The 13,322-nt window shown below is 69.4% G+C and carries 11 protein-coding genes; 5 read left to right on the top strand and 6 right to left on the bottom strand.

Annotation, left to right across the window (positions count from 1 at the left end):
* Positions 1-246: 246 nt before the first annotated feature.
* Together GV790_RS07755 and GV790_RS07750 are read right to left on the bottom strand one after the other, a co-directional pair.
* A complete protein-coding gene (locus GV790_RS07755) occupies positions 247-1,470 on the bottom strand; it encodes an aminotransferase family protein (RefSeq protein WP_163811923.1) in 1,224 nt (407 codons plus the stop codon).
* On the bottom strand, positions 1,470-2,123 hold the full coding sequence (locus tag GV790_RS07750; protein WP_163811921.1) for a Pr6Pr family membrane protein: 654 nt from the start codon (positions 2,121-2,123) through the stop codon (positions 1,470-1,472). The genes GV790_RS07755 and GV790_RS07750 overlap by 1 nt, the downstream gene beginning before the upstream one ends.
* 294 nt (positions 2,124-2,417) lie before the next feature.
* Between GV790_RS07750 and hrpA the strand changes: the two genes are divergently transcribed.
* A complete protein-coding gene (hrpA, locus tag GV790_RS07745; protein ID WP_163811919.1) occupies positions 2,418-6,608 on the top strand; it encodes an ATP-dependent RNA helicase HrpA in 4,191 nt (1,396 codons plus the stop codon).
* 267 nt (positions 6,609-6,875) lie between these two features.
* On the top strand, positions 6,876-7,106 hold the full coding sequence (locus GV790_RS07740) for a hypothetical protein (RefSeq protein ID WP_163811917.1): 231 nt from the start codon (positions 6,876-6,878) through the stop codon (positions 7,104-7,106).
* Positions 7,107-7,135: 29 nt separating this feature from the next.
* Here GV790_RS07740 and nrdR read toward each other — a convergent pair whose 3' ends face one another.
* The 3 genes from nrdR to GV790_RS07725 form a co-directional block, all read right to left on the bottom strand.
* Positions 7,136-7,606 (bottom strand): transcriptional regulator NrdR, encoded by a 471-nt coding sequence (nrdR, locus tag GV790_RS07735; RefSeq protein WP_048834273.1) that lies wholly within the window; start codon positions 7,604-7,606, stop codon positions 7,136-7,138.
* A gap of 208 nt (positions 7,607-7,814) precedes the next feature.
* Positions 7,815-8,999 (bottom strand): hypothetical protein, encoded by a 1,185-nt coding sequence (locus tag GV790_RS07730; protein ID WP_309138984.1) that lies wholly within the window; start codon positions 8,997-8,999, stop codon positions 7,815-7,817.
* A 199-nt stretch (positions 9,000-9,198) separates the two neighbouring features.
* Positions 9,199-9,720, bottom strand: a complete 522-nt coding sequence (locus tag GV790_RS07725; protein WP_163811912.1) for a hypothetical protein — start codon at positions 9,718-9,720, stop codon at positions 9,199-9,201.
* 289 nt (positions 9,721-10,009) lie between these two features.
* On the opposite strand from GV790_RS07725, the gene lexA reads away from it, so the two are divergent.
* Both lexA and GV790_RS07715 read left to right on the top strand, forming a co-directional pair.
* Positions 10,010-10,747 carry a transcriptional repressor LexA gene (gene lexA, locus GV790_RS07720; RefSeq protein ID WP_175585824.1) on the top strand — a complete coding sequence of 246 codons (738 nt, stop codon included), beginning with the start codon at positions 10,010-10,012 and terminating at the stop codon, positions 10,745-10,747.
* A gap of 32 nt (positions 10,748-10,779) precedes the next feature.
* Positions 10,780-11,487: a histone deacetylase gene (locus GV790_RS07715; protein ID WP_163811910.1), complete on the top strand. Its 708-nt coding sequence runs from the start codon at positions 10,780-10,782 to the stop codon at positions 11,485-11,487.
* Positions 11,488-11,560: 73 nt separating this feature from the next.
* Here the strand turns inward: GV790_RS07715 and GV790_RS07710 are convergent, their stop codons facing one another.
* Positions 11,561-12,436, bottom strand: a complete 876-nt coding sequence (locus GV790_RS07710) for a helix-turn-helix domain-containing protein (protein ID WP_163811908.1) — start codon at positions 12,434-12,436, stop codon at positions 11,561-11,563.
* Between the two features lie 93 nt (positions 12,437-12,529).
* On the opposite strand from GV790_RS07710, the gene GV790_RS07705 reads away from it, so the two are divergent.
* Entirely contained in the window at positions 12,530-13,321 is a 792-nt protein-coding gene (locus GV790_RS07705) for an SDR family oxidoreductase (protein ID WP_163811906.1), read from the top strand.
* Position 13,322 lies beyond the last annotated feature (1 nt).

Raw genomic sequence — 13,322 nt, 5'->3', positions numbered from 1 at the left:
TATCCATGATCGCATCAGGACGAGCGATGCGGCGCACTTTTCGTCCGGACGGCCCACGGCTGCGAAAGCAGCCATCGATCATCCGGTGCGCCAAAGCATTCGACGCAGCTGAACCGCCGACGCGGGCCTAGGCCAGTCGCCCGGCACCCCGCAACGACGCCGTGACTGGCGAGCGGCACCGCGGTGTCGGCCAGCACGATCTCCCCGTCCACCGGCGCGACGTCCGCTGCGCCTGGCCGGACGCCGTTACCCGAGGGCTCGGGTGAAAGCTTCGGCGAGTTCGGCCAGTTGCGCGTCGGTCATGACGAACGGCGGGGAGATCTGGAGGGCGCCCGCACCGGCGGCGCGGGCGGAAACGCCGTGGGCGCGCAACGCCTTCACCGTGGCGGGGGCTTCGCCGGGATCGGTGAGCTGCACCGCGGCGACGGCACCGAGCCCACTGCGCACCTCGGCGACCCGCGGGTGCTCGGCCAGCGGCGCGAGGTGCGCGTGCAGCGCCGATTCCAGGTGCGCGGAGGCGGTGAGCAGCTCTTCGCGCTCGATGATGTCGAGGTTTGCCATGGCCGCGGCGGCCGAACCGGCGTGACCGCCGTAGGTGTAGCCGTGCCGCCACCACACGCCACCACCGAAGAACGGTTCGGCGACCCGCGGGGCGATGAAGACCGCGCCCATCGGGAGGTAGCCGGAGGTCAGGCCCTTGGCGGTGGTCATGAGATCCGGCTCGAGGCCGAACCGGGTGGAGGCGAACCAGGAGCCGCCGATCCGGCCGAAACCGGTGACCACCTCGTCGGCGACGAACAGGATGTCGTGATCGCGGCAGATGCGGCGCACCTCGTTCAAGTAGCCCTCTGGTGGCAGGTACACCCCGCCCGCGCCGATGATCGGCTCGCAGAAGAACGCCGCGATGCGTTCGGCGCCGATCTCCTCGATCAGCGCCAGCAGAGCCTTCGCGTCATTCCATTCGACGGTGCGGGCATCGGCCATCAGCTCGCCGTACCCTTCCCGATTCGGCGCGAGTCCCGATAGGGCGGTGCCGGCCACATGCATGCCGTGATAGGCCAGCCGACGCCCGACGATGATCGACTTGTCCGGCTTGCCCAGCTCATGCCAGTAGCGGCGGGCTAGTTTCGCCGCGGTGTCGATCGAGTCGGATCCGCCGGAGGTGAAGAAGATCTTGCTGCCGGGCACCGGCGCGAGAGCGGCCAGCCGTTCGGCCAGCTCGCCGGTGACGGGCGCGGCGAGATCACCGAAATTGGAGTAGTGCGCCAGCTGGGTCAGCTGCCGGGCCACCGCGTCGGCGATCTCGCCGCGACCATGGCCGACATTGGCGAACCACAGTCCGGCCGTGGCATCGAGATAGCGGTTGCCCGCCTCGTCCCAGATGTAGGCGCCCTCACCCCGCGCGACGACAAAGGCGCCGTCTCGTTCGACGGCGCCCATATCGGCGAAACCATGCCACAGTGATCCCATCAGGCGCTCCTCGGTTCGACAGCCGTGCGCCGTCCATCCTGCCAGCGCCGCGCGAGCCCGCCGAGTGCGATGACGGCCATCGCCAGCATCGCGAACACGACGGCGAGCACCACCAGGCCCAGCGCCATGGACACATAACCCTGCTCGCGCGGGTCGATGAACGGATACGGATACCAATCGACGATGGGCCCTCGGATCAGTGAGTACGCGCCGTACACCGCCGGATACGCCAGCAGCGCACCCACCAGCCGCCCGGTGAGGCCGAGACTCACCGGCACCAGCAGCCAATCGACCATCAGCACCAGCGGTATCAGCCGGTGCTCGATGACGTTGATCCATTGGTCGGTGAGCATCACATCGATATCGGCCAGCAGTACCGCGTAGACCACACCGGTGATCAGCAGGTACAACGTGCTCGCCGCGCGCACCACCTGCCAGCGCCGGTCGGCCGGATCGATCAGCGCGCCGACCAGCAGCACCCCCACCCCGATCACATTGGACTGGATGGTGAAGTAACTGAAGTAGTTCGCGGTCGAGAAGGTGGACTCGCCGATATTGCGGACCGGGATCCACGCCAAAGCGATGACACCCAGCACACCGAAGGCAAGTCGCAACACCCGGATCCACATCGGCGTACCCACGCTGGTGATCATGAGCCCGATCGTCGCATAACCCAGGCTGCGCGGCCCGGCGAATCGCAGGCGCGCACACGGACAGCAAACCCGATGGGCGGGTCCCCGAACCCACTCGGTGACGCAGCTTCACCCCGTTGGACGCCCGTTTGCCCGGTCCGAGTCCACCACCTCCGACCCGCCGGCACGTGTGTGTCCGGTCACCCCGCCGGGCCAGGGTGAGCCCGTACGCTGGGCCGTCCGGCATGCCCCTGACCTCCCCTGCGGAAAACCAGCGGACCACCGCGGACCGCGTCCATTAGGCTGGATGCCGCAATGACCAGGACCGCAACCACCCCGCGTGAGCTTCGCACCCGCCTGGCCACTCTCACCCTCCGCGACGAGCACCGGCTGCGCAGGCAGCTCGACCGCGCACGCGGAGGCGACCTCGGACGGATCGAGACCGAGATCGCGGTGGCCCAGCAGCGGATCGAGAACCGGCGGTCCGCCGTACCCGAGATCCGCTATCCGGAACAGCTTCCGGTCACCGCTCGCCGCGAGGACATCGCCGCGGCCATCGCCGCCCATCAGGTCGTGATCGTGGCGGGTGAGACGGGTTCGGGCAAAACCACCCAGATCCCGAAGATCTGTCTCGAGCTCGGACGCGGTATCCGCGGCATGATCGGCCACACCCAGCCGCGCAGGCTCGCCGCGCGCGCTGTCGCCGAACGCATTGCCGAGGAACTGGGCACCGAACTCGGCGACGCCGTCGGCTACACCGTCCGCTTCACCGATCAGGCCGCCGAACACACGCTGGTCAAGCTGATGACCGACGGCATCCTGCTCGCCGAGATCCAGCGCGACCGGCTGCTACGCAACTACGACACGATCATCATCGACGAGGCGCACGAACGCAGCCTCAATATCGATTTCTTGCTCGGCTACCTCAAACAGTTGCTGCCGCGCCGACCCGATCTGAAGGTGATCATCACCTCGGCCACCATCGATCCGGAGCTGTTCGCTCGCCATTTCGCCGATGCCTCCGGGACGCCTGCTCCCATCGTCGAGGTGTCCGGCCGGTCCTATCCGGTGGAGATCCGGTACCGGCCGCTGGCACTGCCGGTGGCTGCCGCCGACGAGGACGATGAGGACCGCGTCCTGGATCGCGACCCGGTCGACGCCATCGGCGACGCGGTGACCGAATTGTTCGCCGAGGGCGACGGCGATGTGCTGGTGTTCCTGTCCGGTGAACGCGAGATCCGCGACGCCGCCGACGCCCTGCGTGAGCTGAAATTACCGCGCACCGAAATCCTGCCGCTGTACGCGCGGCTGTCGGCGGCCGAACAGCATCGGGTCTTCGCTCCGCACACCGGCCGCCGCGTCGTGCTCGCCACCAATGTCGCCGAGACGTCTCTGACGGTGCCGGGCATCCGCTACGTCGTCGATCCCGGCACCGCCCGCATTTCGCGGTATTCGATGCGCACGAAGGTGCAGCGGCTGCCGATCGAGCCGATCTCGCAGGCCTCGGCGCGTCAGCGTTCCGGGCGCTGCGGGCGCGTGGCCGACGGCATCTGCATCCGGCTGTACTCCGAGGACGATTTCGAATCACGTCCGCTGTTCACCGATCCGGAGATTCTGCGCACCAATCTGGCGGCGGTCATCCTGCAGATGACCGCGCTCGGCCTCGGTGATATCGAGAAGTTCCCCTTCGTGGAGCCGCCGGATTCGCGCGCGATCCGCGACGGCATCGCGCTGCTCGAGGAGCTGGGTGCCCTTGCGCGCAGGTCGTCGGGCACGGCCCAGGGTAGCGCCCGCGCCACCGCCGCCGATGGCACCGAGCACGGCCGGGACGCATCGGTGGACGCGGACAGCGCAGCCGTGCCCGCCGACTCCGGCGAGCCGACCGGATCGTCGCCCGCGGGACGCGCGCCGCGCGCTCGCGGTTCGCGTCGTCGATCCGAGGACGAGGGCGGCCTGTCGCTCACGCCGGTCGGGCGCGAGATGGCGCGCCTGCCGGTGGATCCGCGGATGGCGCGGATGCTGGTGCAGGCCCATCGTGATGGCTGTCTGGCCGAGGTACTGATCATCGTGGCGGCGCTGTCGATTCAGGATGTGCGCGAGCGGCCGGCCGATCAGCAGCAAGCCGCCGACACCAAGCACGCAAGGTTCGTCGTCGAGAATTCCGATTTCCTGGCGTACCTGCGCCTGTGGGACTACCTGTCGGTGCAACGTAAAACGTTGTCGTCCAATCAGTTCCGGCGCATGTGCCGCGAGGAGTTCCTGCATTACCTCCGCATTCGCGAATGGCAGGACCTGCACGGGCAGCTGCGCACCATCACCAAGGGTCTCGGCTGGTCGGCGCACACCGACACCCATGCGGCGCGCACGCAGCACGCGGCGAAGGCGGGCGCGCGCGGCAAGACCTCGGGCAAGCCGGCGAAGGCCGCCGCCGTCGAGGGCGACGACACGCTGCCCTGGGACGTCACCGCGATCCACCAGGCGCTGTTGGCGGGCATGCTGTCGCATATCGGGGTCCGGGAGGCCGAATCGCGCGAATTCCTCGGCGCGCGCGGGGCGAAGTTCATGATCTTCCCCGGCTCGTCGCTGGCGAAGAAGCCGCCGCGCTGGGTGATGGCCGCGGAACTGGTGGAGACCTCGCGGCTGTGGGGCCGCATGGCCGCGCGGGTGGAACCGGAATGGGCCGAACGCCTGGCCGGTGATCTGGTGAAACGCACCTATTCCGAGCCGCATTGGTCGTCCAAGCGCGGGGTCGCCCGGGCCTATGAACGCGTCACCCTCTACGGCGTCCCCCTGGTGACGAAGCGCCCGGTCGACTACAGCCGCATCGACCCCGTCGTTTCGCGTGAGTTGTTCCTGCGCCATGCCCTGGTGCAGGGGGAATGGCAGACCCATCACGGGTTCTTCCACCGCAATCGTGAACTGCTCGACGACGTCGCCGATCTCGAACATCGTGCGCGCCGCCGCGACATCCTGGTCGACGACGAAGTGCTGTTCGAGTTCTACGACCGGCGGGTGCCCGCCGACATCGTCTCCGTCCGGCATTTCGACAGCTGGTGGCGCACCGCACAACGCACAGATCCCACGCTGCTGGACTTCACCGCCGACACCGTCGTCAACGAGGGTGCGGCACCACTGGATCCGACCGATTTCCCGGATGCCTGGCGCCAGGGCGAGCTGAGTTTCCCGCTCACCTACCAGTTCGAGCCCGGCAATGACGATGACGGCGTCACCGCACGGATCCCGGTGGCGCAGCTGGCGCATGTGCGGGCCATGGGATTCGACTGGCTGGTGCCCGGCATGCGCGAGGAGTTGGCGACCGCGCTGATCAAGACGCTGCCCAAGAACCTGCGCCGTGCGGTCGTACCCGCCCCCGATTTCGCGTCGGCGGCGCTGGCGGCGCTGACCCCGAGGGCCGAACCGTTGCGCACCGGGCTGGCGCGGGAGCTGTCGCGGCTGGGCTCGGTGCCCATCACGCCGAACGATCTGGACCCGTCGGCGCTGCCGGATCATCTGCGGATGACCTTCGCCGCCGTCGATACCGACGGCACGGTTGTGGCCCGTGACAAGAACCTCGCGCGGCTGAAAACCCGGCTCTCGGAACAGGTGTCGCAATCGGTCGCCCGCGCCACCGCGGGCGCCGAGCGCGCCCCCGCGGTCGTGTGGACCGCGGAATCGCTCGGTACGGTGCCGGCGACCGTGAAGCGGGAGGTCGCCGGGCAGACCATCACCGGCTATCCGGCGCTGGTCCCCGAGGACGAGGGCGTCGCCGTGCGAGTGCTGAGCTCACCCGCCGAGCAAGCGGCTGCCATGCGGGCAGGCACCCGGGAGTTGATCTTGCGCGCCGTTCCCACCTCGCCGCGCACGGTCACCACAGGCCTGTCCCCCGCCGACCGCCTGGTGCTGAGCCAGAACCCCTACGGCTCGCTGGACGCGCTGGTCGCCGATTGCCGGGCGGCCGCTGCCGACGAACTCATCGCGGCCGCCGGCGGACCGGTGCGCGGTCCCGACCAGTTCGAGGCTCTGGTGGCGAAGGTCCGGCCGGAGCTGGCCGGCGCGGCCGCGCGGATGGTGCGTCTGGTGGTGCCGGTGCTCACGCAGGCGCACCGAGTATCGACGGCCTTGGCGAACACCACCGAAGCCGACATCGCCGACGATGTCCGGGCACAGCTCGCGGACCTGGTGTTCGACGGCTTCATTTCCGAATGGGGCAGCGCGCGACTGCGTGAACTGCCGCGCTATCTTCAGGCGGCGGTGGTGCGGCTCGAGGCGCTGCCAGGTTCGGCGGTGCGCGACCGGCAGGCGATGGCCGAGGTAGACGCCGCACTGGCGGCCTACGACCGGCTGCTGGCCGGGCTGCCCGAACCGCGCAGGAACGCGCCGGACGTGGTCGAGATCTGGTGGATGATCGAGGAGCTGCGGGTCAGTCTCTTCGCGCAGAAACTCGGCACGCCGTACCCGGTGTCGGCCAAGCGGATCCAGAAGGCCATCGGCGCCATCCGGCGCTGAGCACGCGCCCCTGATCGGCGTCCGGACGTCACTGCCACGGATCGCCGGATGCCGATCCCGTCAGCGATCGCCGCGCACCAGCCGCCATCGGGCCCGTGTCGTGCCCCATGAATCGGTGGCGGCGGATTACGGGGCGCGCCGATCGCGGGTGCCCCGGTCTACCGTCGTCGGTGTACCGCGTTCGGCGAACGGTAGTCCACGGACACCGCCGCCGCGCCACTGCCACCCGGGCCGTGCCCCGTGCCCGGTCATGAGGATGTGTTGGTCATGCGAAAAGTTATCGGCGGCATCGGAATCGGAGCGGGTCTGCTGCTCGCGACCACTGCGGGCGCCGGACCTGCGGGCGCGGAGGCGCCCGCGCCGGTGGCGTCGCCGTCGAACCTCACGATGTGGTTGCGTCCACTGGCGGGCCTCGTCGGCTCCGGCTCGATCACGATCTGCCCCGGGCAGCACATGGGCAGCTTCAGCTGCTCGTGCCCGCCGGGCATCTGCATCTGAGCTGCGAAGCGCTCGGTCGGCCGAAGCCCTCAGTCGCCGGAGCCGACGGCCGCGGCGCGCGCCTGACGCATGCCCTGGATCTCGCGTTCGAAATCCTCGGCCGAGGTGAAGGAGCGGTAGACCGACGCGAACCGCAGGTACGCCACTTCGTCGAGATCGCGCAGCGGACCGAGGATCGCCAGTCCGACCTCATGGCTCGGAACCTCCGGTGAACCCTTGGCCCGGACGGTGTCCTCCACCTGCTGAGCCAGCAGGTTCAGCGCGTCGTCGTCGACCTCGCGGCCCTGGCAGGCGCGGCGCACACCGCGAATGACCTTTTCCCGGCTGAACGGTTCGGTGACACCACTGCGTTTGACCACGGACAGGATCGCGGTTTCGACCGTGGTGAAGCGCCGCCCGCATTCCGGGCAGGAACGTCTGCGACGGATGGCCGCGCCTTCATCGGCCTCACGCGAGTCGACCACCCGGGAGTCAGGGTGCCGGCAGTACGGGCAGTGCATCCGAGATCCTTCGTCGATGCGTACGCTCGCGTCCGGACCGCCGGCCGATCGGGGCCTGCCATCCGGCGAGCGCATGGGCCGGGACGGTACCCGGCGGCGGGTACACCCGTGGCGAACTCCGGTATACCCGCATAGCACTTCGAGAATACCCGCGCGGGGTTCGCCCCGGTGCTGCTCACCCCGCGAGCGCACCGGATGGTTATCGGCGTCAGCCGCTCAGCTGCCACTGGGTGGTCATATCGGCGAGGACATCGGGCAGGCGCTGGAGCAGGCGACCGCGCGCCAGTTTGTCCCAGAACGGCTCCGCCAGGACGGTGGCCGCCAGGGCCGGATCGGACTTCATGTCGATATGGCGCGGCACCAGATCGCCGGTGATGTAGGCCCAGCGGGCGTCCCGGTCGGCCCAGTTCCAGTCCGGCAGCGGTGTGCGCAGCGACAGCGTGCGGTCGCCTACCGCGACGGTGACGGTAGCGGGTCCGAAGACGCCAGGAGCCCGAACCCCGGGCACGCCCGCCTTACCGGCGAGGGTGCTGACGTAGGTGAGTACGCGCCCCATGGCGCCGCGTCCGGTGGCGGTGGCATCCCACTGGTCGGCGACGATGTGGTTCTGTTCGCGGTCGGTCATCCGGATCAGCGCGTCGACGAATCCGGCGCGGGTGCCGGAGGCCACCGAGTGCCAGGCGGCGCGCAGGCCGTCGTCGAGGATTCCGGCCCGGTGCATCTCCTCGATGCCCGCCAGGCCGTCAGCCAGGTAGGCCTCGTGCATCGGCACCAGATCCACGAAGATGTGTTTCTGCATGGTCATCAACCGGATCTGGTACCAGATCAGATCGTCGGTGGTCAGGCGCGGGCCTTCGGTGGCGAGCAGGCGGATATCGGTGGGTAGTCCGCGCACCAGTTCGCCGGGCGTGTGGCGCAGCAGGTCCGCGACGGCGTTGCCGAGTTGATGGATGGCGGGCAGATCCACCATCCGGCCCACATCGCTCATGTCGAAGTAGCCGGAAGCGAAGGAGCCGCCCGCGATTCCGGCCAGCGCGGCCCACCAGAATTCTGGATGCTGCGAGGCCAGGCGCAGGTAGTTGACGTAGACCTGGTTGAAGATTCGTTCGCCCGCGGCCGGGCCGCGGTTCGGGGCCCAGGCCGCGAGCTCGATGCCGGCGTTGTCGGTCGCGACGACGAGCCAGTACTGGTGTAGCAGGGTCGCGTATCGGCCCGCTGGGATGCCGTCGGATCTGGCCTGATCGAGCGCGGTGCGCAGGGTAGTCGCGTCCAGCGGCAGAGCGGGATTCAGGCCACCGGCACCGGAGCCGTCATCGTTGACGGCCGGCAGATCGAGGTAGGCCGCGTACGCCGGCGCCGCCTGCGCGACCGGAACGGGAGCGAGCGCGAACACCGTGCAGAGGAGGACGACTGCGGTCCTGGCGAGGAACCGGAGACGGACTCCGGCAGTGTGCTGATACGTCATGCGGCCCCGGTTCAGTTGTCGGCGGTGGTGCCTGGATCAGGTGTTCAGCACAGTAGCAACGTGTTTCAGTTGTCGATCAATATATTCGGCCACCCGTGGTGACCGTTCTTCGATGCCATTCGGGCATTCAGCGCGGCACATCGGCCGCAACATCACCCGGCAACAGCGCCGGCTCGACGACGGCGGGCCCTTGCGGATGCTGCTGCGGGGCAACGGACTCCGCCCGTAGGTGCGCGATGCCGATCAGCGCCGTCACCACCAGCGCGCTCAGCACAGCCGCGATCGCCAGGACAGCGAACCCGACCTGAGCCTGCTCGACCCGTTGCGCGGAGTCGGCCGGGTATCCCGCCCGAGCGAGCCGGGCCGGACGAGAGTCGTAGCGCACCACCGCTGCCCGGGGGCCCGCTCCACGTGGGCGTCGCTCGGCGGGCCGATGGATCGCCTGGCGGGTGCGCAGGGTGCCGCGCGCCCGGCGGATCCGCACGGCAACGGACCCTCGCTCGCCGCTCCCGCCCTCGGTGGCACCGGGCCGCGAGTGCCGCCGGCCCGCTGCCACCCCGCCGCCCGCGCCGGGAACGAGGTCGAGTCCGGCCTCCCGGGCCTCGGGCCCGGACGCCACCCTGTCCATATCGCTGATCGCTGTGCTCATCGGACAAACCTCCGTGGTGATACCCCGTCGTTGCTGTCATCCGCCGCACCTTCGCGGCGACCGGTCGCTCTACCAGCGGACTCGCCGCTCGCCCGACCCTCATTCGATCACATGTTCGAAGCACTGATGTTCGATTTCTACCACGGCGCACCGACAAAGTCAGCAGAAACGCCGGACATGCTCGAACAGATGTTTGATACATCGCGCCGACCGGACTAGATTCGGAGAACGACATCGACTCCCGGTACGGCGCGGTCGAGCCGGGCACCGACACGAAAGGGCGGCAACGGTGAGCCAGACAGACGGCACGGGCGACGGGAGCGGTCTCGGCGCCGAAACAGCCGGGACCGGAACGGATCTCACCGTGCGTCAGCGGAAGGTGCTGGAGGTGATCCGCAGCTCGGTGAGCGAGCGCGGCTACCCGCCCAGCATCCGCGAGATCGGCGATGCGGTCGGACTCACCTCCACCTCCTCGGTGGCACATCAGTTACGCACCCTGGAACGCAAGGGCTATCTGCGTCGCGATCCGAATCGTCCGCGCGCGGTGGACGTCAGGGGCCTGGACGAAGCGGTGCGCGCCGTGACGAGCCTGTCGGCGGTGGGCGCGGAGAGCAGCGGCGAAGACCTCGCGGCCGGCGACTCCGATCGTCCGGTGCCCACCTTCGTCCCGGTGCTGGGCCGGATCGCCGCCGGTGGCCCGATCCTGGCCGAGCAGGCCGTGGAAGATGTCTTCCCGCTGCCGAAGGAGTTGGTCGGCGACGGCTCGCTGTTCCTGCTGAAGGTGGTCGGTGAGTCCATGGTCGACGCGGCCATCTGCGACGGCGACTGGGTGGTGGTCCGGCAGCAGAATGTCGCCGAGAACGGCGATATCGTCGCGGCCATGATCGAGGGCGAGGCCACGGTGAAGACGTTCAAGCGCACGGGCAAGGACGTCTGGCTGATGCCGCACAACCCGCATTTCGAGCCCATCCCCGGTAACGACGCCCAGATCCTCGGCAAGGTCGTCACCGTCATCCGCAAGATCTGAGACGCCATGAGCAGGGTCCCGGCGGGCGCGTGATGGCCGACGCGACCGCCGGGAGTGCGGAAACCGGCAGACCGGAGCTGGTCTGGTACGCCAGTTACGGCTCGAATATGAACCCGCGCCGCCTCGACTACTACCTGCGCGGGGGTGCACCCAACGGCGGGGTGATGACCCTGCCGGGCTGCCGGGACCCGAGTCCGCCACTGCGGTCGGTGCCGCTGCTGTTGCCCGGACTGCTGTACTTCGCCACCGAATCGGCCATCTGGACCGGCGGGCGCGCCTTCTACGACCCGGATGTCGCCGACCACACCGCCGCCCACGCCTACCTGCTCACCGCCGCCCAGTTCAGCGATATCGCCGCCCAGGAGATGTACCGCGAACCCGGCACCGACCTGGATTTCTCCCTCGCGCTCGGCACCGGGCGCGCGAGCTTCGGCCCTGGCCGGTACGAAACCCTGGTGCACGCCGGCGTCCGCGACGGTTACCCGATCCTCACCTTCACCGCGCCCTGGGGCAGCCACGCCGTGCCCGGCAACCCGCCCGCCCCGGCCTACCTGCGACACCTGGCGCACGGACTGATCGCCTCGCACGGCTGGACGATCCAGCGCACCGCCGCCTACCTCGCCTCCCGACCCGGCGCCGACCTGGCCTGGACCGCCGAATCGGTGGTCGCATTGCTGACCGACGACGCCACCTCGCCACCACCGGATGCCGGCCGGAGCAGCGAGAACCCGTCCCGCTGACGAGCTCTCCGCCCGGACGCGGTGTGTCATCGCCGTCGAGTGCGCACCCGGCCCCGCGATGTTGGTCCCTGCGCTACCTCGCCTGCTCCCCGAGCGCCGCCGACATCGCCTGCGCGCCCGCTCGAATCGCGGCGATATACCTCGCCCGCTCGGCCGGGCCGACGGCGGGCAACAGCGGACCGATCTGCACCTCATAGGGTGCCGCCGCACCGTCGAACACCGGTGCGGACAGGTAACTGACCGGCAGCGCCTCCGCCGAGTCGATATCGGCGGCGGTGTAGGGCCGCGCGGTCAGCCGCGACAGCTGCCGCAGCACCCGCGATCGCAACTGGGGTTGCAGCACCTCGGCACCGACCGCGCCGAGCAGATCGGCGAGGACGTCGACCAGTCCGGCATCGTCGGCATCGGGCCGGAACACCGCATAGCCGTTGTCGGCCACGAACCGCAGCAGGGCCGGGGCCGCGCGACGAGCCGGACCCGACACGCTCGCCAGCCATGCGCGGCGTTCGGCTTCCGCGCGCCACGGCATCACCGCCGCTCCGGCCGGGTAGGACAGTGGAAGCGATTGCCCGACAGTCAAACCGGGCACCACCCGCTCGCCCGAATACTGCTTGGCCACCACCGTCAGCCGGTCACTGTCGATCCGGCTGAGGGTGGCGCCGCAACCGGCGGCCGCGGCCAATGCCGCCAGTTCGGTATGGGCGGCGCCGATGTCAGCGGGCGGCCCCGGTGACAACCGCGCCAACGCGGGCCCCGGCCGGTACCGCAGATCACCGTCACGGCGAACCCACCCCGCAGCGGCGAGCTCTGCCAGGACGGCCGTGACGGTGGCGCGCGCCAACGACAGTGCCGCCGCGATCTCCGAGGCGTTCATCGCCCGCTCGGATTCGATCAGCAGCTCGACCACCGCGATCACCCGGCGGGTCGGTGGTGACCCTGATATCGACATCGCATCCCCTTGTCGCCGGACGCGCCGCGCCCTACACTGCATCGACTATTCGCCGAATAGTAGTCGAATATTCGACACAGAAAGGATACGGCGATGATTCTGGATCGATTCCGGCTCGATGGCCGGGTAGCGATCATCACCGGCGCGGGACGTGGCCTCGGTGCCGCGATCGCCCTCGGATTCGCCGAGGCGGGCGCGGACGTGGTGATCGCGGCGCGCACCGAGGCAGATCTGCGCGAGGTCGCCGCGCAGGTGGCGGCGACCGGTAGGCAGGCGCATGTCGTGGTGGCCGATCTCGCCGATCTCGAGGCCGCCGCCGCGCTCGCCGACGCGGCGGTGACCCGGTTCGGCCGCCTGGACATCGTGGTGAACAACGTCGGCGGAGCGATGCCGAAACCGCTGCTGGACACCGACGCCGCCGAATTGGCCGAGGCGTTCACCTTCAATGTCGGTACCGCGCATTCGCTGGTGCACGCCGCGGTACCGAAGATCCTGGAGACGGCGGGCACCGGCTCGATCATCAACATCACCTCGACGATGGGCAGGCTGCCCGGCCGCGCGTTCGCCGCCTACGCCACCGCGAAGGCCGCGCTGGCGCATTACACCCGCAGTGCCGCCATGGATCTGTGCCCGCGCATCCGGGTGAACGCGATCGCCCCCGGATCGATCCTCACCTCGGCGCTGTCCGTCGTGGCGGGCAACGACGAGATGCGCGGCAAGCTCGAGCAGGCCACCCCGATGCGCCGCCTCGGAGATCCCGTCGACATCGCCTCGGCGGCACTGTTTCTCGCCTCCCCCGCGGGCGATTTCCTGACCGGCAAGGTGCTCGAGGTCGACGGCGGCCTCATCGCACCGAATCTCGACATCCCCCTTCCCGATCTGTGAG

Origin of the sequence: Nocardia cyriacigeorgica (assembly GCF_010858045.1) — a bacterium.
Classification (GTDB): domain Bacteria; phylum Actinomycetota; class Actinomycetes; order Mycobacteriales; family Mycobacteriaceae; genus Nocardia; species Nocardia cyriacigeorgica_E.
Note: the sequence above shows the minus strand (reverse complement) of the source record. Positions and strands in the feature narration are given on the sequence as shown.

Coding starts and splice junctions, on each gene's coding strand:
- GV790_RS07705 (WP_163811906.1), top strand. CDS start 12,530: ATGATTCTGGATCGATTCCGGCTCGATGGCCGGGTAGCGATCATCACC.
- hrpA (WP_163811919.1), top strand. CDS start 2,418: ATGACCAGGACCGCAACCACCCCGCGTGAGCTTCGCACCCGCCTGGCC.
- GV790_RS07725 (WP_163811912.1), bottom strand. CDS start 9,720: ATGAGCACAGCGATCAGCGATATGGACAGGGTGGCGTCCGGGCCCGAG.
- GV790_RS07755 (WP_163811923.1), bottom strand. CDS start 1,470: ATGGGATCACTGTGGCATGGTTTCGCCGATATGGGCGCCGTCGAACGA.
- GV790_RS07710 (WP_163811908.1), bottom strand. CDS start 12,436: ATGTCGATATCAGGGTCACCACCGACCCGCCGGGTGATCGCGGTGGTC.
- GV790_RS07715 (WP_163811910.1), top strand. CDS start 10,780: ATGGCCGACGCGACCGCCGGGAGTGCGGAAACCGGCAGACCGGAGCTG.
- nrdR (WP_048834273.1), bottom strand. CDS start 7,606: ATGCACTGCCCGTACTGCCGGCACCCTGACTCCCGGGTGGTCGACTCG.
- GV790_RS07750 (WP_163811921.1), bottom strand. CDS start 2,123: ATGATCACCAGCGTGGGTACGCCGATGTGGATCCGGGTGTTGCGACTT.
- GV790_RS07740 (WP_163811917.1), top strand. CDS start 6,876: ATGCGAAAAGTTATCGGCGGCATCGGAATCGGAGCGGGTCTGCTGCTC.